Source organism: Streptomyces sp. NPDC003011, from assembly GCF_053591515.1.
Map to the genome: position 1 here is coordinate 1 of NZ_JBSFTY010000096.1, position 25,939 is coordinate 25,939.

Consider the following 25,939-nt stretch of genomic DNA (forward strand, 5'->3'; position numbering starts at 1 on the left):
CCTACAAGAAAGCCATCACCGAGCGCTACCCCACCTACAAGGGCGCCGCCCTCATCGACGTCGCCAACGCCTACATGTTCGGCCCGCGGGGCTGACCCTGCCACTCCTTCCGCCTCGTGCCAGGAAAGACCAAGATCCCGAGAAAGGGAGCATCGTGACTTCCCGCATGTCTGCCCGTCGCGTCCTCGTCGCCACGCTCGCCGCGTCCTGCCTGTTGGGCGCCGCGACCGTACCCGCCGTCGCCTCGCCGTCCGTCAGCGCAGGTCATGCCTTCGGGTACGCCGATGGCGGCGCCCGGCTCGATTACCAGAAGAACGTTGCCGTACGCGTCCTCAAGGGGGCGTTCGAGCGGGGCGACACCGCGGTCGTGGACAGGTTCGTGCGGGACGACTACATCCAGCACAACCCCACCGCACCCGACGGCGCCGACACGTTGAAGAACCTGGCTGTCGCGATGCATCAGCAGTTCCCCGACGCCAAGTACGACGTCAAGCGGGTCATCTCCGAGAACGACCTCGTCGTGGTGCACTCCAACCTCGTGCTGACGCCGGGGAGTCGAGGCTCGGCCGTCTTCGACATCTTCCGGTTCCAGGGCGGGAAGATCGCCGAGCACTGGGACGTGCTGCAGGACGTTCCGGACAGCAGTGTGAACGGCAACGACATGTTCGCCACGGTCAGTCGGCCGCAGACTGGGCAACCTGGGCCGCGGTGGCTCACCGCCTCCAACAAGGAGCTCGTCACCAAGGCGTTCGACCGGCTCATCATCGACAAGGACCTTTCCGCGCTCGACACGTACTGGAGCGCCGAATACCACCAGCACAATCCCACCATCGCGGATGGCCTGGCCGGTGCGCGGGACGGCCTCGGGGCGTACTTCCGGGCGTTCCCGGAACTGGCCGTCTCTCGTAAGCGCGTCGTCGCCGAGGGGGATCTGGTCGCCGTCCACAGTCACTACGTGAACGCGCCCGGAGAGCGCGGGCAGGCCGTCGTGGATCTGTTCCGGGTGCGGGGCGGGAAGATCGTCGAGCACTGGGACGTGTTGCAGGACGTTCCGGCCACCTCCGCCAACGACAACACCATGTTCTGAGTTCTGAGGGCGTCGAACAAAAACAGAACGACCGCTTCGGGCTTCTCGCGAGCGGCAGTCGCGGCCCGCGTCGCTCCAGGTACCGGCTTTCGGCGTACCTGGCGACCACCAGCCGCGTGACCTCGACGGACCCCGCCAAGCGATCAGGATCCCGATGGCCGCGAGGCGGAACCGTCCTCCGCCAGGACCGGCACCACCACCGAACAGCTGCCTCACTTCCTCCCTCGTCACCGCATATCCCTGTTCGCGGACTCTCCGCAGCTCACGATCGAGCCGCCCGGGCTCGGTGATGGCGAATGCGGTGCGGTGCGGTGCGGTGCGGTGCGGTGCGGTGCGGTGCTCCAGCGTGCCGGCCAGGTACACGTCACGGAACGAGCGTTCCTCGTAGGCCAGTAGCATCTTGCCCGCCGCCGTCGGGTGAAGCGGCAGTCGGCCACCGACCCGCGCCACCATCGGTACCCGCCGACTGCAGTAGAACCGATCCAGGTAGAGCGCGTCAGTGCCCTCCCTAATGCACAGATGCACATTCCTGCGGGTCAGCTCGAACAGGTCCTGGAGAAACGAGTGACCGGATGCCCACCTGGTAGCGGCCGTCGGCCCCGCGCTGCAGAGCGCCCGATGCGACCAGGTGATGAGCTGTGCTGAGCGTGATACCACTGCGCTCCGAGATGTCGCTGGGCGTGAGCCGGCCAGGTGCCCCCCTCGTTCCCGGAGGCGTATGTTGCCGCCGCGCCGCCATGCAGTCCTTCTATGCGGAAATGGCATGCAGTGATGCTCGTCTAATGCGGTGACTGCACAGGTCGCGCTGTGCACACTGAAGCGCAACGCGGCGCAGATACGCCCACGACACGACAAGCTGATCGCGGGCAAGCCGTTGACCTGGCCGCAAGGCCTGAACGACTACGACGGGCTCCTCGACACCGTGCGTTCCGACACGGTCCCGCGCCCCGACTTCTCAATGATGAGGAGAGATCATTGCGACTCGTACCAAAGCCGTCCTTCTTCGCGGGACTCGTCGCGGCCACGATGGTGCTCATGACCGGATGCTCCGGCGACTCATCGGGTGACGACCAGGACGTCACACTCCACTACTGGGCCACCCAGCAGTCGGCTTCGATCACCTCCGACGAAGCGATTCTGGAGAAGAGCCTCAACCGGTTCACCCAGCAGACCGGCATCAAGGTCGATGTGGAGGTCATTCCGTTCGCCGACCTGCTGAGCCGGATCCTGAGCGCGGTCAGCAGCGGTGACGGTCCGGATGTGCTCAACATCGGCAACACATGGGCACCCACGCTGCAGCAGACCGGCGCGTTCGTCGAGTTCGACGACGACACCCTGAAGAAGGTCGGCGGCAAGGAGCGGTTCGTTCCCGCCGCGCTTGATTCGACCGGGGTCGCAGGTGAGACCCCGACGTCGGTACCGCTGTACTCCAACGTGTACTCGCTGTATTACAACCCCAAGCTGTTCAAGGCCGCCGGCATCAAGACCCCGCCCAAGACCTGGGACGAGTTCGGGGAAGACGCCCGGAAGCTGACCGTCGACACCGATGGTGACGGGAGCATTGACCAGTACGGCCTGGCGGTGGCCGGCGCGAGCGACACCGTCGGTCCGCACATGATGATGATCTGGGGAGCCCAGCTCGGCGGGACCTACCTGGACAAGGACGGGCAACCGAGCATCAACGGCGCTCCTCAGCGCGCTGCGGCCGAGCAGTACATCGACCTGCTGCAGAGCGGTGTGACCACGCCGGCTTCCGCGGAGATCGCGACCCCGACGGTTGCCCTGGAGCAGTTGATCAACGGCAAGGTCGCGATGACCTTCCAGACCGCACCGCGAGCGACGCTGGAGAACCGTAAGTTCACCGACTGGGCCATGACGCCGATGCCGGTCCCGGCGGACATTCCCTCGGGCGGTGGGCCGGTCCAGAGCTTCGCCGCGGGCACCAACATCAGCGTCTCCAAGGACTCCGACCATGTCGACGCCGCACTGCAACTGGTCAAGCACCTGACCAGCCCGACCGAGCAGGTGCATCTGTCCACGTCCTACGGACTGCTTCCCTCGGTCACCGCCGCCTACGACGACCCGGCCATCGCCGAGGACGAGTACTACCAGGCCCGTTACAAGATCCTTCGGGACAACACGATTCCCGCGCCGATGTCGGCCAAGGGAGCGGACGTCGAGACCGCGGTAGGTGCGGCTCTGAAGGACTTGGTCGCGCAGGCGGCCACGAAGAAGAACGTCGACGAGGCCGCGATCGACAAGCGCCTCGACGCCGCCCAGAAGGAAGCCGAGTCCAAGTAATCGGCCGGGGTGGCCCGGCCCGACGACCGGGCCACCCCCTCTTGCCCATCCATCGAAAGAAGCGTTCTCGTGCGCGAAGCCCACCACTCGGTCGTGGCGGACGAACCGACCGATCCCGCCTCGACACCCGTGCGTCCCGAACCGGCTGTCGGTAAGCGCAAGCGGCCCCGTTCGTACCTGGCACTGTGGCTCATCCTGCCGGCGGCCCTGCTGGAACTGCTGGTCCACATCATCCCGATGCTGCTCGGCGTGTGGATCGGATTCCTCGACCTCGACCAATACACCATCCGCAGGTGGGTGGACGCGCCGTTCGTCGGTCTGCAGAACTTCGTCGACGGTCTCGACTCGGCCACCCCGATCGGTGACCAGTTCCTCTCCACCATCGGCCGCACCCTGCTCTACACCGTGATCGTCGTCGGAGGCTCCTGGGTTCTCGGGATGGCCGGAGCGGTGTTCCTGTCCTCCAACATCCGCGGGCGTGGGCTGCTGCGCACCCTGTTCCTCGTCCCGTACGCCCTGCCCTCCTTCGTCGGCACGCTGGCGTGGGCGTTCATGTTCGGCCAGCAGAACGGTGCCGTGAACAGTCTGCTCGTCGACAAGCTGCATCTGTTCGACGACCGGCCCTTCTGGCTGATCGGCGACAACGCGTTCCCTGCGCTGATCATCACGTCGATCTGGGCGTACTGGCCGTTCGCCTTCCTCATGCTGCTGGCCGCCCTCCAGGTCGTCCCCTCCGAGGTGTACGAGGCCGCGGAGATCGACGGCGCCTCCCGCTGGAAGCAGTTCTGGCTCATCACCCTTCCCATGATCAAGGCGCCGAACGCGGTCATGCTGCTGGTGCTGTCACTGTGGATCTTCAACCAGTTCAACATTCCGTATGTCCTCTTCGGCGGCGCAGGACCGGACCAGGCGAAACTCATCTCACCGCTGATCTACGAATCGTCGTTCGTCAGCTGGAACTTCGGCGTGGGCGGGGCGATGAGCTTCCTGCTTCTGCTGGTCCTGCTGGTGGCCTCGTTCGTCTACATCCGCCTCGTCATGCCGAAGGGGGAGAAGGCCGATGCGTGAGACAACAGCCTTCCGGTGGGCCCGTGGCGTCACATTGACACTGCTGTCCGGGTTCGTGCTGCTGCCGCTGTACGTCGTCGTCACCACGTCGTTCAAACCGCTGGAGGATGTGCAGGGCACGTTCCACTGGTGGCCGACGACGCTGACCGTCGAGCCGTACGTGGACATGTGGTCGACCATCCCCCTGGCCCAGTACTTCCTCAACAGCACCATCGTGGCCACCACCGCCACCACCTGCTCCGTGGTCGTCGCGACCTTCGCGGCCTACGCCTTGGCCCGCCTGCGGTTCCGGGGCCAACGGGCCTTCGGCATGATCATCCTGTCGACCCAGATGTTCCCCGGCATCCTGTTCCTGCTCCCGCTGTTCCTCATCTACACGCAGCTCCAGCGGGTGACCGGCGTCCAGTTCACCGGCTCCTACCTGGGCATGATCATTACGTTCATGACCTTCACCCTGCCGTTCTCGGTGTGGATGCTGACCGGCTACTTCAGCGCGATCCCCGCCGAGCTGGAGGAAGCGGCGATGATCGACGGCACCAGCCGGTTCGGGGCGATGGTCCGGGTCGTCCTTCCGGTGGCCAAGCCCGGGATCGTGGCCGTGGCGGTGTTCGCGTTCATCTCGGCCTGGGGTGAGGTGCTGTTCGCGTCGGTGCTCTCCAACAAGGACACCCGCACTCTGCCGATCGGACTGCGTGCCTACGCCAGCGAGAACGACGCTCTGTGGAACCAGCTGATGTCCGCCAGCGTCGTGGTGTCGATCCCGCTGCTGGTCGCCTTCATCCTGGTGCAGCGCAGCCTGGTCTCCGGTCTGGCCGCGGGAGCCGTGAAATGACGGGTACGGCACCGGTGGAGACCACGCTGGGCAAGGTGTGCGGCTCTGTCGGCAGGGGTGTCGAGGCATTCCTCGGTGTGCCCTACGCGGCACCGACAGGCGGCTCGGCACGGTTCCGGGCGCCCGAGCCGGCGCAGGCATGGACCGGGGTGCGCCACGCGGACGCCTTCGGTGACGGCGCGCCGCAGCCGGATCCCCGTACCGGCATGGGAGGTGCGTTCGCCGAGTTGCTGGACCTCCTCCACCCCCGCGGCGGCACCTCCCTGGAGGGCGGGCGGCAGAGCGAGGACTGCCTCAGCCTCAACATCTGGCGACCCCGCGACCACGGAGTGGGCCCGCTGCCCGTCTACGTGTGGTTCCACGGTGGCGGCTGGCTCTGGGGCTTCAGCGGTGAGTCCCACTTCAACGGAGCGGCGCTCGCCCGCACCGGACGGGCCGTCGTCGTCACCGTGGGGCAGCGCCTCGGCGCCCTCGGTTTCCTGCGCCTGGACCACCTCCTCGGCGAGGACTACGCCGACGCGGCGGTGGCCGGGATCCTGGACCAGGTCGCCGCGCTGCGGTGGGTCCGCGACAACATCGCCGCGTTCGGCGGCGATCCCGGCCGGGTCACGATCGGTGGCCAGTCCGGCGGCGGCGAGAAGGTCCTCGCGATGCTCGAAGCGCCCGCCGCCGCCGGCCTGTTCCACCGGGCGATCGTGCAGAGCACCATGAACCGGCCGGTCAGCGTAGACGACGGCATCGCCACGACCGACGACTTCCTGCGCAGCGCGGGTCTCGATCGCCGAGACGCGCGGATGCTGCTGGAGTGGCCGTGGCGCCGCGTCCTGGACGCGCAGAGCGGGACACGGTGGCCGGTCCGGCAGTTCCGCCCGTCTCCGCGACCGGGCGTCCTCGACGCGCTGCCGTTCACCGACAACGCGGCACCGGCCCGCCACCGCGTGCCCCTGCTCGTCGGCAGCGCCACACACGACTCGGCTTTCATGCTCACCGAGAACGACGCCTACGAGGCCCTGGACGACAGCGGCCTGCTCAAGGCGCTGGAATCCCTGTATCCCGGCCGGGGCAGCGACCTGCACGACCTCTACCGCACGGCCCACCCCGAGGAGAGCCCGCAGCTGCGGCTGGCGCGCGCCCGGACGGACGCCGAGTTCGGACGGGTGGCCACGCAGATCGCCGAGCGGGCCACCGCCGAGGGGCTGCCCGTGTTCCAGTACCGGTTCGACTTCCCCACCGACGCCCTGCGCGGACTTCTGGGCAGCTGTCACAGCCTCGACCTGCCTTTCACCTTCAAGAACGTGGGGACGTCCCCGCTCGCCGGTTCGTCCCCGGACCGGTTCGCGGTCTCGGACACGATGGTCGACGCCTGGCTGTCATTCATCGAGACCGGCACGCCCGTCCTGCCCGACGGTCGAGCCTGGCCCCGCTATGACGACGGGACCGGCCATCGGACCGTGGTGATCGGCCGGAAAGTCCACACCGAAACCGACGTCACGACCGCCGAACGGACCGCCCGCTTCTCGCAGGAGACATCATGACCGTCGTGGACGCCGCCGCTTCGCAGCGCATCCGTCAGGCTCGCGGCCGAGCGGAGAAACGTGTCGCCGAACTCACGCTCGATGAGAAGCTCCAGCTCGTGCACGGCACCGGACGTCCGTCACGGATCACACCGAACGGCACGGCCGGGAAGGTCTCCGGCGTCCCCCGCCTGGGCATCCCCGACCTGGTCATGGCCGACGGCCCCAACGGCGTGGGCAACGGATCGCAGGGCGTAACCGCCTTCGCAGCCGCCGTCAGCATGGCCGCGAGCTGGGATCCCGACCTGTTGAGCCGACTCGGCCGCGCCATGGGAAACGAACACGCGGCCAAGGGGCACGGGGTCGCACTGACCCCCACGGTGAACATCCTGCGTCTGCCGCACTGGGGCCGTTCCTTCGAGACGTTCGGTGAAGACCCTTACCTGAGCGCGCAGTTGGCCGTCGCCCAGATCGCCGGCATCCACGACAGCGGCGTTCTGGCAACCGTCAAACACCTGGCCGCCAACAACCAGGAGAACAACCGCTGGCAGGTGGACACCGTCGTAGGCGAACGCGCCCTGCGGGAGATCTACCTGCCCGCCTTCGAGGCCGCGGTCGCATCCGGCGTCCTCGTGGTGATGACCGCCTACAACAAGGTCAACGGACATTTCGCCGGCGAGAACCACCATCTGGTGACCGAGATCCTCAAGAACGACTGGGGATTCGCAGGCTTCACCGTGTCCGACTGGGCGGCCACCCACGACGCGACCGCCTCGGCCCTGGCCGGGCTGGACGTCGAGATGCCGCACGGTCCGCTGCCGCAGTACCCGAAGCACTACGGCGACGAACTCGCCGCCGCCGTCAAGTCCGGGGCGGTTCCCCTCGCGCGCCTCGACGACATGGTCATCCGGGTCCTGACGGCCATGGAGGCGGTCGGCCTGATCCACCCGCAGCGGCAGGGCCACGTCGACGCCCCTGCGGCGACGACGGAACACCGCGACCTGGCCCGCCGAGCCGTCGCCGCGGGGACCGTCCTGCTTCGCAACGAACACCAGGCCCTGCCCTTGACCACCGAGCTGAGCAGCATCGCCGTCATCGGCGCCGCCGCGGACACCGCACCGGTCGTCACCGGCGGCGGCTCGGCCCTCGTCCGCGCCCAGGACGTCGTGACACCCCTGCGGGGAATCGAGGCACGCGCCGGCGCCGGGATCGACGTCCGGTACAGCCCGGGCACCGCCGGTACCGGCATGCTGCCGCCGCTACCGGCCCCGATACTCCGATCGCAGGCCGGCAGCCACGGCTGGGACGCCCAGTACTTCCCGACCGCCGACCATTCCGGCGCGGCCACCACCGTCCAGGTCGAGCCGGCCATCGACACCCAACTGGCCGCTGGGCGAGCCCTCGCCGGCGTGTGGTCGGCACGTTGGACCACCACTTTCACCCCCGAGACGACCGGGCCGCACCGGTTCACCCTGGACGCCTCCGGATACGCAACGCTGCGCTTGGGCGACTCGGCCGAGCACATCAACGACGGCCGTGACCTCAGCACCGTCGAACACCTCACCGTGCACCTCACCGCCGACGTCCCGCTCTCCATCGAGCTGGACTACCGGGCCGAACTGCTCGAGAAGCGCATCCCCCGGGTCGGCGTCGGCATGCTTCCACCCGACCCGGAGCTGCTTCAGCACGCGGTCGCGACCGCCGCCGCCAGCGACGTGGCCGTGGTTGTCGTCAACGACCTGCGCACCGAAGGCTCCGACGTCCCCAGTCTGGCCCTGCCCGGTGATCAGGACGACCTCATCCGGGCCGTCGCGACGGCCAACCCGCGGACCGTCGTCGTCCTCCACACCGCCGGACCGGTGCTGATGCCCTGGCTCGACCAGGTCGCGGCAGTCGTCGAGGCCTGGTATCCCGGCCAGGAGAACGGCACGGGCCTCGCTGACGTTCTCTTCGGCGACGTCAACCCTTCGGGTCGGTTGCCGATGACGTTTCCTCGCGCCGACGACCAGCACCCGGCGGGCGCCGACCCACGACGCTACCCGGGCTCCGATGGGGTGGTTCGCTACGACGAGGAACTCCTGGTCGGCTACCGGTGGTGGCATGCCACCCAGCGGACGCCGCTGTTTCCGTTCGGCCACGGACTGAGCTACACGACGTTCGCGTACGACGATCTGGAGATCGCCGTCGACGGCGACGACGTCACCGTCGCTTGGACGGTCACCAACATCGGCGAGTGCACCGGCCGTGACGTCCCCCAGGTGTACCTCGGCTACCCGGAAGAGGTTGGCGAGCCCCCATGGCAGCTCCGCCGTTTTCACAGCGTCCTTCTCGAACCCGGTCAGTCGAAGCGGCTCACCACGACGCTGAGCACCGCCGATCGACGCTTCTGGAACGACGCCGCGAACCGGTGGAGCGTTTCCCCCGGTCGGCACCGGATCGCCGTCGGCGCTTCCGCGACCGACCTGCGCCTGCTCGCCGCGGTCACACTCCCTTCCGTGTCCCTCCCTCCCGCCCCAACTGGGGATCAGACGTGACCTAATCACCGACGCCGAGTCCGTCACCGCCCTGGCAAGGACGCCGACGTCGTAGTGCCGGCCGTGGGCGGTCCGGAGGCGAAGCTGTACACCGACGCCGTCGCCACCGTCGCGAGTGTGTGCGGGCCCTGGGGCCGGACGGGCCGCGGATTGCACATGGGCGGCGGCGCGAGCCTGGAACCTGGGCCGCCGCTTCACTGTCGGCTACTGAGGACTGGTCGCTTTGCGAGCCGGCTGGCCTCACCGCGTCGGTGGCGGGGCGACCGGCTCAGGTGTCGACCGGTGATTGCCTTCCGCCCGCGAACCCATCGCGTGTCGTGCCGACGGGGAGTCACCTTGATGCCGTCTGGAGGGTGTGACGTCGCAGAACCTGGCGTGCCGTCGCAGCCATCGCCTCGTCCACCATCTCGCCCTCGAACGACACCGCGCCGGTTCCGTCTGCTTGGGCGGCCTCCACGGCGGCCACCAACCGTGAGCAGCGGGCGAGTTCGTCGGCCGTGGGGGAGAACACCTCGTTGATGACGGGGACGTGCGAGGGATGGATGGCCATCATCCCCTCGTAACCGAGGGAGCGATTCTGCTCGGCACAGGAGCGCAGCCCGGTGAGGTCGGAGAGGCGTGTCCACAGTCCGGCGACCGGGTGAGGTGCTCCGGCCGCCCGGGCGTCCAGCAGCACACGGGAGCGAAGTGCCAGGGTCTCCGTGCCCTCCGGGCTCCAGCGATAGCCCACGGCACGCTCGACGTCGCCACCGGGGGCGGTGAGAGCCCCGACGTAGGCGACGCGTGGGGCGGCAGCGGCGATGTCGTATGCGTCGCGCAGGGCGCGGGCCGTCTCCAGCAAGGGCACCAGTGCGATGCGACCGGGTGGCAGGCCCCGTTCCTGTTCGCACCAGCTGATCAGCCGGTCGGCGAACCACACGTCCTGGCTACCGAGCACCTTGGGGAGAACGATTCCGGTGAGCCCGGGGCGCACCATCGTGCGGAGCTCCTCGGCCCCCGTCCAGCCGTCGAGCGGGTTGATCCGGACGAAGAGCGCCATGTCCCCGTGTGGCTCCGCGGCCACTCGATCGACGGCCTCGGCGCATTGTGCGCGGGCGGCTGCCTTGTCCTGATGCGGCACCGCGTCCTCCAGGTCGAGGATGGCGGCATCGGCACCGGCCGCCCGCGCTTTGGGCAGCCAATCAGGCCGGTTGCCGGGTACGAACAGCAGGGAGCGCAGCGGGGGCCGGTCCACGAAGGATGCGATGGCCTCAGATGACATCGCTCTTCTCCAGGTCCGTCACTTCCTGTTCGCTGAGGCCGAGCCATTCCCGGTAGACGAGACGGTTGTCCTGGCCGAGCGACGGGCCGGCCCGCCAGACGCGTCCGGGCTTCTGTCGGAAGTGCGGGATCACCGCCTGCATACGTACTGGGCCGAGATCGGCGTCGTCGACCGTGACGATGTCGCCGCGTTCGGCGTAGATCGGATCGGCGGCTATGTCTGCGGCGTCGAACACCCGGGATGCCACCACCTCGTTCCGGGCGAATTCCTCGAGGCATTCCGGGGTCCCGCGCTCCGCGATCCAGGCGCGCAGACCCTCGTCGAGTTCCTCGCGCCGGGCATGCTGTTGCTGTGTCGTGGCGAACTCCTCCTCGGGCAGGCCGAGCAGACGTGCCACGTTGCGGACCGAGCGCAGTGTCGCAGAAGTGACCGTGATCCAGTCACCGTCGCCGGAGCGGTAGGTGTTGATCACGGCAGCGGGCGCGACGGCCAGCTGATTGCCGGAACGCTGGGGTATGGCCCCGAGCTGGTCGTGGACGATGACCTGCCACTCGACCAGCCGGAACAGCGGCTCGAAGAGGGCGAGATCGATCCACTCGCCGTCGAAATCGGGGTCGTGATTCCGCCGGTGGAGGGCGGCGAGGACGGCGTACGCGCCCATGAGTCCGGTCACCGCGTCACCGTGCGAGAAGCCGGTGTGCACGGGCGGACCCTCGGGGAAGCCGGTCAGATGGACCACCCCGCTGCGGGCCTCGCCCATCTTGCCGAAACCAGGTGCGTCGGCCTGCGAGGACGTGGCGCCGAAGCCCGAGATCTGCAACAGCACCGCCTTGGGGTTGATTCGGTGTACCGCCTCCCAGTCCAGCTCCCAGCTGCGTAGACGCCCCGCGCGCAGTGTCACGATGACGACGTCCGCCCAGGCGACGAGCCGGTGGGCGACGGCCCGGCCTGCCTCGTGGTGCAGGTCGAGAGTGACCGATCGCTTGTTGCGTCCCGCCACCTTGAACCACAGGGGAACGCCGTCCCGCTGCGGTCCCATCGCGCGGGCCGCGTCGCCGGCGCCGGGAGGCTCGACGTGTACGACGTCGGCGCCCTGGTCGGCGAGCATCGAACCGGCCATCGGCCCGGCCACCACGTGGGCGAACTCGACGACTTTCAACCCGCGTAGCTGTCCCTGGCCGGTGATGCTGTCCTGGTTGTCCGACACCTATGCGCTCCCTCGCCGATGCGTAGCCCTGCTGTCCAGCCACGGCGTCAGGCCCGTGTGCCGCGGCGGAGGCTTTCAGCGTGCCGAGCAGAGAGATGCGCGTCCAGCAAAAGAAGACCATCAATCGATGCGATTGACGCATTAATGGATGGGGTGAAGTCGAGTCTCAGGACCACGAGACGCCGTCGGGCAGAGGCCGGCGCTCGCTCCGGAACTGTTCAAGCGTCGCCAGGAACTGCTCGGTCACGGCGGGTAGGGTTCGCCGTGCCCGCACGGCGATGTCCAGGCGCCGGTCGACCACCGGATCGACCAGGGGGCGGCAGACGACGGGCCCGTTTCCCATGAGGGGCAGTACGAGCGCCGGCATGGCGGAAACTCCGAGGCCGGCAGCCACCAGCCCGCCGACCGTGGCGACGCTCCCGGCCTCGGCGGCCGGCGCGTTGTGTGCCTCGACCTGCGCGAACGCTGCGTCGGTGAGGCGGCGGACACTGGACTCCCGCCCCACGGCGAGGAAGGGCTCGCCGGCCAGCTCCTCCCACGTGACCTCGCTGCGGTCGGTCAATTGATGCCCTTCGGGTAGTACGGCGACGAATCGGTCCCGGACCAGAGGGCGGTGCTCCAGCTGTTCGGACGGCGCGCCGACCGTGGTGATGGCGAAGTCCGCGTCACCGGACAGGACCCGGTCCAGCACCGTTCGCTCCAACCCGTCCAGAAGACGTACGGCAACCTGCGGTCGCCGCCTGCGGAAGTCGGAGATCGCCTGTGGCAGCAGCACGGCTGCGACCGAGGGAAGAGTGGCCACTGCGATGGTTCCCGACTCGCCGAGCAGGAACCGATGGAGTTCCTTCATGCCCGCTCGGTGGGCGGTGATGATCTGCTCGGCGATCCGTAGCGCCTCGACCCCGGCAACGGTCAACTGCACGTTGCGGGTGTCGCGTTCGAGCAACTGCGCGCCGAGAAGCCGCTCGAGGTCCGCGACTGCGCGGCTGAGCGAGGACTGCGACACGTGCATCTGTGCCGCGGCCGCGGTGAAGCTCTCGGCTCGGGCGACGGCCGCGTACGCGGCCAGCTGGCGCAAATTGGCCTCCATGGCTCGCGAGCATAAACGCGTTCCACGCAGACGGGAACTGATGCGCAGACCGCATGAACAGGTCCATGTTTGATGCTGGACACGGATCGCGCACCGCTCGGAGACTCTCGCCTGAGGCGATTCTGCCGCACCTCGACCAGCGGCAGTGTCGTGAGCGCCCGGACAAGGCCGCAGGGCTGCGCAGGGGCCAGCAGAGTGAGGCGGCCCGCTCGCAGCGAGTGTGCGAGGTCACTTATACCACGGACCCGAACGTGTGATTGGTTTAGTGCTTTCCGGTTTTGCGGGTAAACGCGGGGCGTTACGGTCACGGCTCAGGAAGCGGGCGGATCGCATGGATGAGGCTGCCCAGAACGCCGATCAGCGGGTCGGCGAGCTGGTCAAGATGTCAGCGGCGTACGAGGGCAGCTCCGGGACCATCGCCCGCCGGATCGAGGTGACGGTCTGGGACAGCGCACCGGTGCTGCCGGTGGCCAGGGCCGCCGACCCGGGCCGGGTCGGTCAGCACGGCATGGAGATCGTGATGGCCGTGTGCCAGAGCTTCGAGGTGCACCGGGAGCCGGTCGGCAAGCGCATGACCGCCGCGGTGATGCTCGCGGACGACCCCGGCGGAGGACTGCCGGACACCGCCCTGACACCACCAGGTGACGGGACGCAAAGGCGGGCGGGGCCGACCAGCCCCTGCGGCAGCAGCACACCCACGCTCCCACCGCAAGACCTCAGGTGACGTCAGAACAAAATGAACATAGCCACGCCAGGTGATGTGGCGGCGGATCATGCTGCCGTGAGTCCACCGTGTTGGTGATCCGTTTTCCCTGTTCAGGGGGCCGGCGCGCGGCTTGGTCACTCGGCGGGGGCGCGTTGTCGTCCTGGTGACCCTTGAGTGAACGCATCGTTCGTGCTCTCGCGGCCGGCCACCGAGGTCATCGCCAAGTACGGCCTGCCCTGCCCGACGCCACTTCACAGCTGGTACGGGTCGGTGAGGCCGGTCACCGAAACGCCGGGAGATCAGTCCGGCGAGCTCACGTACGCCGCTGTACGTGGTGTTGAACCCCCACCCAGCTTTGCGGCCGGTCACCCGCGCCGTGAATGCCACCTCGTAGGTGAAGGCGCTGCCCGCCGGAAGCGAGCCAATGGCGAACTGCGTCTTCTGGCCCTCGATCAACCGGATTTCCGACCACGCCACGACGACCACGTGCCTGCCGGCGGCGTCGACCAGGGAGATCACAGTCCGCTCACGAACTCCCGGCTGCTGTCTCCACGGCCGCCCAGTCCCGGATGAGCCGGATCGTACGATCGACACGCTCCTCGTGCAGATAGTGGCCGGTGCCAGGCCAGTGGTCGACGCGTGAGCCGGGCACCCGCAGCATGCCACGCTCCCACTCGGCGGCCTCCGCGGCCGTCCACACCGTCAGCGCGGGCTGCGGGCGGCGGCGCAGATACGCCTCACTGTGCGGGCGGACGCCCACCGCGCCGGGGTCGGTGTACATGCCCGCGTAGGCCTGGGCGATGACGTGGTCCGGTGTGCCGAGCATGGTGCGGATGTGCGCGGTGCGCAGGCCGGGCGGCGCCTGCGGGGAGAAGGCGCCGGCCACGAAGGAGGCAGCCGCGCGGGCGCCGTGCTCCCGGTACTCGTCGAGGCGGGCGGGGATCGTCGCCACCTCGGCCTCGTGCGCGCCGTGCGCGGGGTCGAGAGCGATGACCGACCGTACGGTTCGCGGGTGGTGGACAGCGAGCAGGTTGACGACCTGGACGCCCATGGAGTGGCCGACGGCGACGACCTGCCCGACGCCCAGGGCGTCGATCAGCGCGGCCAGGTCCTGCGCCATCTCCGCCGGGGTGTTGCCTTCGTCCGGTATCTCGGAGCGGCCGTGGCCGCGCAGGTCGGGGACGAGGACGCGGAACCGGTCGGCCAGTGCCTCGGCGTGCGGCGACCACTCCCGTCCGTCGCCGCCCCAGCCGTGCACCAGCAGCAGCGCGGGGGCGTCGTCCGGCCCGAGGGAGGTGCAGAAGAGACGGATGCGGCCGAGGTCGAGGAGTGTCATGAGTGGTCGTCCGGGGTGGTGCGGTAGGTGGCGTGGGCGAAGTCCGCGTGCACGCCGGAGCCGTCGAGGTCCTGCACCCAGAGTCCCAGCATGGCACCGGTGAAGCCGAGGACCCTCAGCTGTCCCTCGTGGAACTCGTCGGCGTGCTCGTCCGACAGGACGGTCGCGTCGAGGGCCGGCCCCATCGGCTGAGATCCCTCGCCGCCGGTGCCGTACGAGAAGTGCAGTTCGAGGCCGTCGAGTTCGGCGCGCAGGACGACCGGGTGACCAGGTTCGAGGGGGGTCCGGAGCGGGTGCGCGGTGAGCTTTCCGGCCTCGCAGCTCAGGGCCCGCAGCACCGGGGAGCCGTCGTCCTCGGCCGTGACGTACAGGTAGTGCCAGTTGCGGGTGTTGTAGTACGCGGTGAGCCCGGCCATGTGGTCGCAGGAGCCCGGCGCGAAGGTCAGCTCCGTCTCGAACGAGCAGTGCCGTGCCGTCACCCGCCGGGCGACCAGGCTGGGTGTCCGGCGGCCCACGGGGGACTGACCGCCCCGGATCCGCAGCCGCCCGGGCATCGGCTCGACCCATTCCGGGTCGGCCGGGCGGCGCAGGGTGGACCAGTCGGGGCCGAGCACCGGGCCGCCGAAGTGGTCCGTGGCGGGCGGCTCCGGCACCGGGGCGGGCGGCAGGTCCGGTGCCGGTACGGTGACGGCGGGGACCGCGCCCGCGACGCGCGGCCAGCCGTCGTCCGTCCAGGTCACCGGTTGCAGGGCGGTCTCTCTGCCCAGCACGCACCGCCCGCGTTCGGTGTACGGGCGGGCCGTTATGTGGGCCGCGTACCACTGGCCCGTCGCCGTCTCGACGAGCGAGCAGTGCCCGGCCTTCTGCAGCTCCAGAGCGGGATCGTGCCGGGAGGTGAGCAGCGGTCCGGCCGGGTCGGGCTCGTACGGGCCGAACAACTCGCGGGAGCGGACGACCGCCGCCCCGTGCTCGTAGCCGGTGCCGCCCTCGGCGTGCACCAGGTAGTACCAGCCGCCCCTGCGGTAGAGGTGCGGGCCCTCGGCGACCCCGGCGGCGGTGCCCACGGAAATCGTCCGGGGCTCGCCGAGCAGCTTCCCCGTGGCACGGTCGTACTCCTGCATCTCGATCCCGGCGAACGACTCCTGCTCCGGCCGCCAGTCGAAGCGCATGTTGAGCAGCCAGTTGCGCCCGTCGTCGTGGAAGAGGGAGACGTCGAAGCCCCGGCCGTGCAGCGGCACCGGGTCGGACCACGGGCCCTCGACCGACGGCGCGGTGGTCACGTGGTTCGGGAGGTCCTTCCAGCCCTCCGCATAGGTGTCGACGACGGTGAAGACGAGGTGGAACAGGCCGTCGGCGTACGACAGTCCGGGCGCCCAGATGCCGCCGGAGTCGGGGACGCCGGTCAGGTCGAGCAGCCGTCGGCTGTCCAGAACCCCGCCCAGCGCCCGCCAGTTCACCAGGTCCCGGGAGTGGTGGATACGCACACCGGGGTACCACTCGAAGGTGGAGGTGGCGATGTAGAAGTCGTCGCCGACGCGCAGGATCACGGGGTCGGGTTCGAAGCCGCGCAGGACGGGGTTGTGGATCACGAAGGCTCCGCTCAGAGGGACGTCAGAGGGTGAACAGCAGCGTGCCGAAGCCCGGGTGGTCGCATTGGTTCGGAGCGCCTTCGGGCCGTAGTTGGTTCGCCACCTGGGTCGTGTACGGGGCGGATTTGCCGACGCGTTTCACGTAGTGGTTGTAGGTGATCTCGTAGATGTTCCGGAACGACCCGCGCCCGTCGGTGGAGATGGTGGACCAGTGCCAGTTGCACCGCCCGAAGGTGGCGTCGTACGGGACGGTGTTGCCGAGGTTGTACTTCGCCGTGTACTCGTAGCCGGACAGCAGCAGGGAGCCCGACGCCCCGAACATGTCGAGGCCCTGCACCCAGCCGGTCTGGCAGATCTCGGCCAGCGAACCGAGGATCAGCTGGGCGTACCCCTGGGTGCGGCCGGACTCGCAGCACTGGCCGGTGCCGGACTGGATCAGCTTGGTCAGCCCGCAGCAGCCGTGCGTGGAGAAAGCGTTGTACGCGTCGTCGAACAGCGTGAGGTTGTTGCAGGCCACCGCGATCTGCATCATGCCCTTCAGGCCCATCAGGCCGTAGGCGCCGTCGCCGTAAACCTTGATGAGCGGGACGAAGATGTTCTCGAACATCGCGACGGTGGCGGCGAGTTCGGTGGACGACCAGCTGCCCGCCGGGCCGGTGTAGTGCATGATCTCGACGGCGGCGGCCAGTTTGGCGCCGTAGATCCCGGCGGCCAGTTCGGCGTCCTTGCCGTTGATCTCCCGCAGGGCGCCTGTCCAGGACTTGATGATCTGCAGGGCCTTGGTGGCGTGGGCGGTGTCGCGGGTGATGTACCACATGATGGCGTTCTGGTACGCGGCGTTGCAGTCGTACCAGAGCTCCGCGTTGCCGTCCTCCGGAGCGGTGCCGCGGGTGACCGTGGCCCGGCCGCCCGCCATCGTGTACGTGGAGCGTGAGAAGAAGTCGGCCTTGAACGCGTTGTAGCCGCTCAGCCAGGGCTCGGCGCCTGCCGCGACCTTGCTGCGCATCCGGTCGAGGTCGGCGCGGCTGTGCAGCACGCCGGGGTGGGTCAGGGCGGTCAGGCCCGAGGTGACGGCGGCGGCCTGGCCTGCTCCGGCCAGTGAGGCTCCGGCCAGGCCGGCCGCGCCGGCGCCGACGGCGGTGATCTGGAGGAAGCGGCGCCGGTTGGGGGGACGAGGCGCCGGCTCGGGGGACACGGGGGACTGCGGCTCAGTCATGGGTCTTCCTCTTTCACTCGACGTTGAGTGCGGAAAGGGAGTACGAAGCAACAGCAAGGGGAGCGGGAGGGCCCGCCGGGCACGGGGTGGAGCAGGCGCGTCCCTGTGCCGCACCTGCTCCACCGGTGTGTCAGTCGTTCGCCGGGAAGCCCCGGTAGAGCACGAGGGTGCTGAGCGGACCGAGCTTCGGCCGCTGCCCGGCGCCGATCATCTCCCCGGTGGCGAGGTCGCGGGCCGGGCCGAACTTCTGGCGGGCGGGCAGGGTGAAGGTCCTGTCGGTGGTGGTGTTCATGGCGATCAGGTAGTCGCCGTACTCGCAGAGGTAGAACGGCGCGCGTCCGACGAGCATGGTCTCCACGCCGTCGAAGTGGACGCCGAGGGTGGGGTCGGGGATGTCGCCGGGGATCGGGGCGAGGTGGTAGACGTCGCCTTCCTGCGACTGGTGGAGGGTCTCGCCCGGAGGCGGGAAGCCGCCCGGCGGCAGGTGACCGGCCCCCGGGTCGTTGATGGCGTAGTCCCACAGGATCCAGTCACGGGCGGTGAAGATCTCGTCGGTGGTGCCGGCGGAGTGTTCACGGACCGTCGCGGAGCGCTGGTCGGCAGGGGTGAGGTGGTGGACGCGGGCGTAGTTGTTGACGCCCTGGCGGGACCGCCAGTAGAGGGAGGCGAACAGCAGTTCCTTGCCGTTCTTCACGGCGAGGCAGCCGCTCTCCTCGTCGGCGAAGACGAAGTCGGGCTGGTCCCAGGCGGTGGGGATGCGGGCGGGGCGGTTCGCGAGGTTCTGGAACGCGTCCCAGTCGCGGGACACCAGGCGCAGCGCGGCCAGGCCGACCCGGGTCCAGGTGTGGCTGATCAGCAGGTCGAGCTGCCGGTAGAACTGGCCGTCGTCCACCATCTCCTGGGTCCATCCGACGATGTCGGGGTCCTTGAAGACGGCGGCGGACATCACGGGGTTGGAGTCCCAGGCGGTGCGGGAGGCGTAGGCGATCTCGCCGGGGTACACCTCGTTGCGCCAGCCGATGACGGTCTCGATGCGGGACACCCTGCCGCCCGTCTCGTCGACGTCGACCACCCGGAACCGGCCGCGCGCCTTGGTGATCTTGACCATCTGTTCGCGCAGTTCGGGCGCCGCCTGGGCGTCGTGGCCGCGCGTGACGGATTCGTACATCATGACGAGCCAGTCGATGACCTCGCCGTAGCTGCCCACGTAGCCCAGCTCGCGGGTGAGTCCCGCCTTGGTGACCTGGTGGTAGGTCTCGCCGAGCGGCTTGGTGGGGTTGCCGTCCTTGTCCTCCCTGCCGAGGTAGGGCTTCATGCCGAGCGACTGGTACATGTAGTCGCGGGCCTTGTCCTCCGGCAGGGCGAGGTCCGGGTCGAGCAGCCTGAGGCCCCGGTTGGCCTGGTAGATGCCGATGGCGCAGATCTGCGACTGGTTGGTGTAGTGCGGGAAGTGCTGCCGCCAGTAGTCGCGGCTGGACTTGAGCATGTCGATGTACGCCGCGCGGCGCACCGGCTGCTCGGTGGTGTCCTCGCTCTTCGGCGGGGTGACCGTCACGGAGTCGAACCAGGCGGTGCCGGGGCCGGACAGCCGCAGGTGGAACTCGACCTGGGTGGCGCCGGCCGGGGTCTTGAGGTCGAGGGAGACCTCTTCCCAGCCGTGGGTGCCGGTGGTGGCGAACTTACGGTGGTCGGTGCCCACGAGCTTGCCGCTCGCGTCGAAGAACAGCGGGTCGATGTGGGCGCCGGAGCCGGTGACGCCGTCCGTCCTGATCCAGGCTCCGTAGGAGTACGTACCCTCACCGACCTGGAACCTGGCCGCGTTGTGGACGGTGACGAAGCCGTTCGCCGCTGTCGCCGCGACCTTCAGCGAGGCGGAGCCGGAGCGGGAGACGTCCGTGTCACGGGACCAGGAGGTGTCGGCGGTCCTGCCCCAGCCGGGCACGGTCCAGCCCGCCGGGGTGGCGGTGCCCTGCTCGAAGCCCGGGTTGCGTATCTCGGTGGGCTTGACCAGGTCCACGGAGTCGAACCAGGTGGTGCCGGGCCCGGACAGCCGCAGGTGCATCTCCACCTGGGTGGCGCCGGCCGGGGTCTCCAGGTCGATGGAGACGTACTCCCAGCCGTGGGTGCCGGTGGCGGCGAACTTACGGTGGTCGGTGCCGACGAGCTTGCCGCTCGCGTCGAAGAACAGCGGGTCGATGTGGGCGCCGGAGCCGGTGACGCCGTCCGTCCTGATCCAGGCTCCGTAGGTGTACGTGCCCTTGCCGATGCGGGTCTTGGGCGAGTTGTAGACGGTGATGAAGCCGTTGGACGCGGTGGCTGTGACCTTCAGCGAGGCGGAGCCGGAGCGGGAGACGTCCGTGTCACGGGACCAGGTGGCGTCGGCGGTCCTGCCCCAGCCGGGCACCTCCCAGCCCATGGGGGTGTCGCCGCCCTCCTCGAAGTCCGCGTTGGTGATCTCGAAAGGGGAGCCGGTCACCTTCTGGTCCAGGCGGTCGCCCAGGTGCTCCCAGAGCAGAGCGAGTACCAGCCCGACCCGGCCGAAGCCCTGCCACTGCTGGTCGGAGCCGGTGAGCACCGTCTTGTCGGACTTCCAGGCCAGGTAGCGCCCGTCGACGGCCCGCAGGACGCGGTCCAGGGCCGCGGGGTTCTTGTACGCGGGGCTGCCCGACCAGAGGTAGCCCTCGGCGAGGGACTGGAAGGCGAAGGCGTCCATGCCGGCCGGGTTCGCGGACGTGAGGTAGAACTTCTGGTCCTTCTCGACGCGCTTGCGCACGGCCTCCAGCGCCTCGGGGCCCTCGACCTTACGCGCCTTGAACTCCGGGGCGGGGCCCTGAGCTTCGCCCTTGGGCGGGATGAAGTACGGCTCGGTGTGGGTGTAGACGCGGTAGACGCCGCGCGAGGGTGTGGTCATCTTCCGGTACAGCTGGTCGGGGTTCTGGCCGTACGACCAGATGCGCCCCATGGAGCGGATCTCCAGCGTCACCTTCTCCTTGCCGGCGGTCATGCTCTCCGGCAGCGGCAGCGTGTGGAAGAAGAAGCGGCCGGGGGTGCGGGGCGCGGTGTCGAGGATGTCGAGGCTGTCGACCGCGCCCTCGTCCTGGTAGCCGACCTGGAGGCCGTCGCAGAAGAGCTGGAGCCGCCACATGTTGGTGCCGGAACCCGCCTGCTCGGAGGTGTCGTCGTAGTCGTCGCCCCACAGGCGCACCGTGACGTAGGTGGTGCCGGTCGGGCTGACGGCGACGTCGAACTTGAGCGTGCCGCCCCAGTAGCCCGCCGGCTCGGTGGGGTTGAGGACGCGGGCGCTCTGGCCGAGGCCACCGGTGACGGTGTCGGAGAGCGTGGCGGTGAGGCTGTGCGCGGCCTCGGACTCGTCCTCGCCGAAGACGACGACGTCCAGGGGCTTGCAGACGGCCTTCATATACGTCTCGGGAGCGTCGTCCGCGGTGACCGGCGACGCGGCGGCGGGCTGGGCGGTCAGCAGGCCGAGGACGACCGCCGCGACGCCGGTCGTCCCGGCGTACTTGAGCACTTCACGTCTTCTGGGGGCGTTGGACACGGCTGATCCTTCTTACTTGAGGCTGCCCATGAGAATTCCGCTGCGCCAGTACTTCTGGAGCGTGAACATCAAGATCGCGAGCGGAATGATCGACAGCAGGGAACCGGTCAGGACGAGGGTGTTCATGTCGCGGGCGCTCTGCGCCTGCTGCGCCCAGGAGAAGAGGCCCAGAGTGACGGGGAAGGTGCGCTCGCCCGTGAGCATGAACAGGGGGAGGAAGAAGTTGTTCCAGATGTTGATGAAGTCGAGCATGAAGATGGTGATGCCGCCGGTCCTCATCAGCCGCAGCGCGACCGTCCAGAAGATCCGCACCTCGCCCGCCCCGTCGATGCGGGCCGCCTCCATCAGCTCGGTCGGTACGGAGCTGTCGGCGTAGACCTTGCCGAGATAGACCCCGAACGGGTTGATGAAGTACGGGATCAGCACCGACCAGATGGTGTTCGTGAGCCCGATCTCGGCGAACACCAGGTAGAGCGGGAAAGCGAGCAGGGTGCTCGGCAGCAGGGAGGCACCGACGATGACGGCGAACAGCGCCCCCCGCCCGCGGAACTCGAACTTCGACAGGCCGTAGCCGGCGGCGAGCGAGATGAACGTGGAGCCCGCCGCCCCCAGGGTGGAGTAGAGGACCGAGTTGCCGATCCAGCGCAGGAACACTCCGTCGTGGTAGCTCGCGATGTCCTGGAGGTTGTCCCCGAGGTGGTTGGAGGAGAACCACAGGCCGAACGTGGAGTACAGGTCGGTCTGGTTCTTGGTGGCCGAGACCAGCAGGAACCAGGTGGGGGCGAGGGAGTAGAGCAGGAAGACGATCAGCAGGCCGGTGGTGAGGGCAACCGCGCCGCGGGTGGGGCGTACCCCGCCACCGGAGGCGCCGGTGACCTTGGTGGCACGGACGGCCCTGGTGGCGCTGCTCATGACATCTTCCTGTTCGTGACGCGGTAGAAGACGAAGGCGAGGATGCCGGTGACGACGGCGAGAACCAGGGATTCGGCCGCGGCGTACTGGTAGTCGCCGGTCTTGAACGCCTTGTCGTAGATCTCCATCATCGGAGTGAAGTCGGTGTTGATGGACTCCGGTGCGATCTGCCGCATGATGAGCGGCTCACCGAACAGCTGGAGCCGGCCGATGAGGGAGAACATGCCGGTCAGGATGAGGATGCCGGTGATGTTGGGCACCTTGATCGACCAGGCGATGCGCCACTCGCGGGCGCCGTCGAGCCGGGCGGCCTCGTACAGCTCGCGGGGCAGTGCCTGCAGGGCGGCGGAGATCAGGATCATGTTGAAGCCGATCCCCTGCCACGTGAGCAGATTACCGAGTGAGAGATACGTGTTGAGACCGCCGAAGAACTCGATGTGCATCCCGGCACGGTCCGCGAGATCGAGAAGCGGGCTGCCCGTCGGGCTGTAGAGGAACAGCCACATCAGAGTGGAGACCACGGCTGGGATGACGTACGGGATGAGCAGAGCCGCGCGGAAGAAGCGGACGGCCCGGGCGGCGACTCCGTCCAGCAGCAGGGCCAGCAGCAGCGCGATGCCGAGCATCACCGCGATCTGCACCGATCCGAAGAGCAGGGTGCGCAGCATGCTCGCCCAGAAGGCGTCGTCGGTGAGGACGGAGGCGAAGTTGGCGAAGCCGGTGAAGACGACCCGTGTCGGGCCGAAACCGAGGCCGCTGCTCTTCTTCTCGTGCAGGCTCTGGCTGAAGGCGTAGCCGATGGGCAGGACGTAGGTGAGCAGGAAACCCAAGAGGAAGGGGAGCGTGAACAGCAGCCCCTTGTAGGCTCCCCGCCTCCCGGCCCGGCGGGGGGAGGGCCGCCGGGCCGGTGAGTCGGTCGCGACGGGCGGTCGCGTCAGGGTGGACACGGATGTCTCCAAGTGGTGTGCGCGGCTGTCTGCGGTGTCGTGAACCGCGGGTCAGCTGCCCGGGACGGCCTTGATGTCCTTGCCGTTGAGGTCGTCGAGGGTCCACTTCTGGAGACCGGTCAGCATCTCCTTGACCGTGAGCTCCTTATTCATGACCTTGCCCCACTGCTTCTGCATCTCGGAGTACATGGCGGCGTAGTTCGGCCCGTACTGCCACTGGTCGCCGACGCGGGACGCGGCCGTGGTGATGATCTGGGCGCTGTCGGACTCCTTGTTGAACATCCCGGTGGGGATGATCTTGTCGACGTAGGGGCGCACGTCGTTGACGGCCGGGAAGAGACCGGACTTGGAGGCCGGGTCGGTCAGCGCGGTCAGTGACTCCTCGCTGCTGGACAGCCAGGAGGCGAACTCGGCGGCGCGGTCGGGGTACTTGCAGCCCTTGAGTACCGCCGTGGTGTCGAAGTTGCTGGAGGTCTGCGGCTTGGCCGGGTCGAAGGCCGGCGAGTCGGCGAGCTGCCACTTGCCCTTGGACTTGGGGAAGTTGGTGTCGTAGATCGGCAGCTGCCAGGTGGAGGTGGTCATCGCGATGGTCCTGCCGAGGTCCCAGGTCTTGAAGACGCCCGGGTCGGCGTAGGAGGCGTTGGAGGCGAGGTCGTTGTCGACCAGTTCTTGGACGATCTCGCCCGCCTTCAGGGCCTCGGGCGAGGTGAAGTCGATCACCCAGTGGCCACCGTCCACCTTGTACCACTGGGCGCCCGCCTCCCAGGACAGATCGACCAGGGTGCTCGGGTCTTCGCCCGCCATGTTGTAGATCTTGACGTCCTTGTTCTTCTTCTGCGCCTTCGTGCCCGCCGCGATCAGGTCGTCCCAGGTCTTGGGCGCCTCGATGCCGTACTTCTCGAAGAGGTCCGCGCGGTAGGCGGTGAACAGCGGGGAGGAGCCCATGGGGATGCCGAAGGTGGTACCGCCGGGGCTGACCGCGTTCCAGGCCGCCGTTGTGTACTTGCCTTTGTACGGCTCGGCGAGCTTGGTGATGTCGGTGAGCAGGCCGTCCGCGGCGAAGTTCGCCAGGTTCATCCCGTCCATCTTGGACAGACAGGGGGCGGTGTCGGCGTTCACCGCGGCGCGCAGCTTCTGGTACGCCGTCTCGCCCGCCGCGTTGACGAACTTGATCTGGGTCTCGGGGTGCTCCTTGTTCCACACCTTGGTCTGGGCCTCGATGCCATCGGTCCAGCTCCAGAACTCCAGAGTGACGTCACCCTTGGTCTTCCGGGCGGCCGAGGTGTCGGTGTTGTCGCCGCCGGCACAAGCGGACAGCACCAGCGAGAGGGAGGCCGCGGCGGCGGCTGCGGCGAGGGATCTGCTGCGGAACTGGGACATCGGTCCTCCACGGGGGAACAGGACGGCGCGTGCGGTGGGGGAGCCGGCGCGGTCAGCAGTGAGGTGGGGGTGGCAGGCGGCGAGCCGTTTGCCGAGACAGTAACCGTTTGCCGTGGACCGTAAGGCGGGAGTGGCTGGGACCACAAGAGGGAACAGTGGGATTGTTTCGTCAAACTTTCCAGGACGTTACTCGATGCCAGCTCTGACCTGCTCATTTCACGCGAATGTCACGCTATGCATCTGGGGATCCCGAGCCGGTGACGCCTGGCTGAACGTTGACCCGCCTTAGTGGCGGCCCTTAGCGTGGAATACGTTTACTAAGCCATTGGGCGCCTCACGCTCATCCCCGTCCAAGCAGGAGCACCATGTCGACGTCGCCGCTGCCTTCCGCCCTGTTCGCGATGAACCCGGTGCATCTGCCCGAGCTCTTCCCGCCACACCTGATGACGCGATTGCGGACGCTCGTACGGGTCGACCCCGCACTCACCGTCCAGGACTTCACCGATCCGGCGGCCGCCCTGGCGCTGTCGGAGGCCGAGGTCCTGATCACCGGCTGGGGCTGTCCGCACCTCGGCGCGGAGGTGCTGGACGCTGCCCCCCGGCTGCGTACCGTCCTGCATGCGGCCGGTAGCGTGCGCAGCCTCGTCGGCGACGCCTTCTGGGAGCGCGGGCTCAGCCTGTCCAGCGCCGTCCGCGCCAACGCGCTGCCTGTGGCCGAGTACACGCTCGCCGCGATCCTGTTCGCCGGCAAGGATGCCTTCGGGCTCCGGGAGCGCTTCCGGAGCGAGCGGGTCTACCCGGGCCCGGACGAGTACGCGGCGGTCGGCAACCTCGGCCGACGGGTCGGCGTGATCGGCGCCTCGCGCGTCGGCCGCCGGTTGCTGGAGCTGCTGCGCCACTTCGATCTCTCGGTCAGCCTGTACGACCCGTACGTGGACGACGCCGAGGCGGCGGAACTCGGCGCCGCCTCGCTGCCGCTGGACGAGCTGCTGCGCACCAGCGACATCGTGAGCGTGCACGCCCCCGACATCCCGGAGACCTACCGGATGCTCAACCGCGAACGGCTGGCGCTGATCCCGGACGGCAGCGTACTGATCAACACCTCGCGTGGCGCCCTCGTCGACCCCCGGGCACTCACCGAGGAACTGGTCAGCGGCCGGATCGGCGCGGTGCTGGACGTCACCGAACCGGAGCCGCTGCCCGCGGACTCCCCCCTCTACCGGCTGCCGAACGTCTTCCTCACTCCGCACATCGCCGGCTCGCTGGGCAACGAGCTGGCGCGGCTCGGCGGCACCGTCGTGGAGGAGCTGGAGCGATCCGCCGCCGGGTCCCCGCCCGCGTACGGGGTCCACCGGGCCGAGCTGGCCACCAGCGCCTGAGCCACCCGAACGCTCTCATGGGGT

18 protein-coding genes and 2 pseudogenes are annotated in these 25,939 nt (G+C 68.7%); 8 read left to right on the forward strand and 12 right to left on the reverse strand.

Translation table 11 applies throughout. The features are described from left to right. Nucleotides 1-166: 166 nt before the first annotated feature. On the forward strand, nt 167-1,087 hold the full coding sequence (locus tag ACWD0J_RS34690; protein ID WP_451499837.1) for a nuclear transport factor 2 family protein: 921 nt from the start codon (nt 167-169) through the stop codon (nt 1,085-1,087). 225 nt (nt 1,088-1,312) lie between these two features. Here the strand turns inward: ACWD0J_RS34690 and ACWD0J_RS34695 are convergent. Continuing rightward, a pseudogene (locus ACWD0J_RS34695) lies at nt 1,313-1,642 on the reverse strand (IclR family transcriptional regulator domain-containing protein); the annotation flags it as partial. Further along, nucleotides 1,596-1,826: a helix-turn-helix domain-containing protein gene (locus ACWD0J_RS34700; protein WP_451499838.1), complete on the reverse strand. Its 231-nt coding sequence runs from the start codon at nt 1,824-1,826 to the stop codon at nt 1,596-1,598. The pseudogene ACWD0J_RS34695 and the gene ACWD0J_RS34700, both read right to left, overlap by 47 nt. Before the next feature lie 236 nt (nt 1,827-2,062). On the opposite strand from ACWD0J_RS34700, the gene ACWD0J_RS34705 reads away from it, so the two are divergent. The 5 genes from ACWD0J_RS34705 (at nt 2,063) to ACWD0J_RS34725 (ending at nt 9,336) form a co-directional block, all read left to right on the forward strand. Beyond that, nucleotides 2,063-3,388 (forward strand): extracellular solute-binding protein, encoded by a 1,326-nt coding sequence (locus tag ACWD0J_RS34705; RefSeq protein ID WP_451499839.1) that lies wholly within the window; start codon nt 2,063-2,065, stop codon nt 3,386-3,388. Between the two features lie 69 nt (nt 3,389-3,457). Next, entirely contained in the window at nt 3,458-4,456 is a 999-nt protein-coding gene (locus ACWD0J_RS34710) for a carbohydrate ABC transporter permease (RefSeq protein WP_451499840.1), read from the forward strand. Beyond that, nucleotides 4,449-5,288, forward strand: a complete 840-nt coding sequence (locus ACWD0J_RS34715) for a carbohydrate ABC transporter permease (protein WP_451499841.1) — start codon at nt 4,449-4,451, stop codon at nt 5,286-5,288. Before ACWD0J_RS34710 ends, ACWD0J_RS34715 begins: the two co-directional genes overlap by 8 nt. After that, the gene (locus ACWD0J_RS34720; RefSeq protein ID WP_451499842.1) at nt 5,285-6,823 is read left to right on the forward strand and encodes a carboxylesterase/lipase family protein; all 1,539 of its coding nucleotides are present in this window, start codon (nt 5,285-5,287) and stop codon (nt 6,821-6,823) included. The genes ACWD0J_RS34715 and ACWD0J_RS34720 overlap by 4 nt, the downstream gene beginning before the upstream one ends. Continuing rightward, complete coding sequence (locus ACWD0J_RS34725) at nt 6,820-9,336, forward strand: beta-glucosidase (protein WP_451499843.1); 2,517 nt, start codon at nt 6,820-6,822, stop codon at nt 9,334-9,336. Before ACWD0J_RS34720 ends, ACWD0J_RS34725 begins: the two co-directional genes overlap by 4 nt. A 331-nt stretch (nt 9,337-9,667) precedes the next feature. On the opposite strand, the gene ACWD0J_RS34730 is transcribed toward ACWD0J_RS34725, so the two are convergent. The 3 genes from ACWD0J_RS34730 to ACWD0J_RS34740 form a co-directional block, all read right to left on the reverse strand. Further along, nucleotides 9,668-10,597, reverse strand: a complete 930-nt coding sequence (locus tag ACWD0J_RS34730) for an HpcH/HpaI aldolase/citrate lyase family protein (protein ID WP_451499844.1) — start codon at nt 10,595-10,597, stop codon at nt 9,668-9,670. Then, entirely contained in the window at nt 10,587-11,804 is a 1,218-nt protein-coding gene (locus ACWD0J_RS34735; protein WP_451499845.1) for a CaiB/BaiF CoA transferase family protein, read from the reverse strand. The genes ACWD0J_RS34730 and ACWD0J_RS34735 overlap by 11 nt, the downstream gene beginning before the upstream one ends. Nucleotides 11,805-11,970: 166 nt before the next feature. Then, nucleotides 11,971-12,894 carry a LysR substrate-binding domain-containing protein gene (locus ACWD0J_RS34740; RefSeq protein WP_451499846.1) on the reverse strand — a complete coding sequence of 308 codons (924 nt, stop codon included), beginning with the start codon at nt 12,892-12,894 and terminating at the stop codon, nt 11,971-11,973. A 427-nt stretch (nt 12,895-13,321) separates the two neighbouring features. Between ACWD0J_RS34740 and ACWD0J_RS34745 the strand changes: the two are divergent. After that, a pseudogene (locus ACWD0J_RS34745) lies at nt 13,322-13,618 on the forward strand (ATP-binding protein); the annotation flags it as partial. Between the two features lie 508 nt (nt 13,619-14,126). Here the strand turns inward: ACWD0J_RS34745 and ACWD0J_RS34750 are convergent. From ACWD0J_RS34750 to ACWD0J_RS34780, 7 genes are all read right to left on the reverse strand, one after another. Then, nucleotides 14,127-14,936, reverse strand: a complete 810-nt coding sequence (locus tag ACWD0J_RS34750) for an alpha/beta fold hydrolase (protein ID WP_451499847.1) — start codon at nt 14,934-14,936, stop codon at nt 14,127-14,129. Then, nucleotides 14,933-16,525, reverse strand: coding sequence for a glycoside hydrolase family 43 protein (locus ACWD0J_RS34755; protein ID WP_451499848.1), 1,593 nt, complete (start codon nt 16,523-16,525; stop codon nt 14,933-14,935). The genes ACWD0J_RS34750 and ACWD0J_RS34755 overlap by 4 nt, the downstream gene beginning before the upstream one ends. 22 nt (nt 16,526-16,547) lie before the next feature. Further along, nucleotides 16,548-17,741, reverse strand: a complete 1,194-nt coding sequence (locus ACWD0J_RS34760) for an alginate lyase family protein (RefSeq protein WP_451499849.1) — start codon at nt 17,739-17,741, stop codon at nt 16,548-16,550. Between the two features lie 130 nt (nt 17,742-17,871). Further along, complete coding sequence (locus ACWD0J_RS34765) at nt 17,872-21,297, reverse strand: Tat pathway signal sequence domain protein (protein WP_451499850.1); 3,426 nt, start codon at nt 21,295-21,297, stop codon at nt 17,872-17,874. 12 nt (nt 21,298-21,309) lie between these two features. Continuing rightward, a complete protein-coding gene (locus tag ACWD0J_RS34770) occupies nt 21,310-22,209 on the reverse strand; it encodes a carbohydrate ABC transporter permease (protein ID WP_451499851.1) in 900 nt (299 codons plus the stop codon). Beyond that, nucleotides 22,206-23,156, reverse strand: coding sequence for a carbohydrate ABC transporter permease (locus ACWD0J_RS34775; protein WP_451499852.1), 951 nt, complete (start codon nt 23,154-23,156; stop codon nt 22,206-22,208). The genes ACWD0J_RS34770 and ACWD0J_RS34775 overlap by 4 nt, the downstream gene beginning before the upstream one ends. Nucleotides 23,157-23,207: 51 nt before the next feature. Then, complete coding sequence (locus ACWD0J_RS34780) at nt 23,208-24,536, reverse strand: ABC transporter substrate-binding protein (protein WP_451499853.1); 1,329 nt, start codon at nt 24,534-24,536, stop codon at nt 23,208-23,210. Nucleotides 24,537-24,901: 365 nt separating this feature from the next. On the opposite strand from ACWD0J_RS34780, the gene ACWD0J_RS34785 reads away from it, so the two are divergent. Then, nucleotides 24,902-25,915 (forward strand): hydroxyacid dehydrogenase, encoded by a 1,014-nt coding sequence (locus ACWD0J_RS34785; RefSeq protein ID WP_451499854.1) that lies wholly within the window; start codon nt 24,902-24,904, stop codon nt 25,913-25,915. Nucleotides 25,916-25,939: the final 24 nt, after the last annotated feature.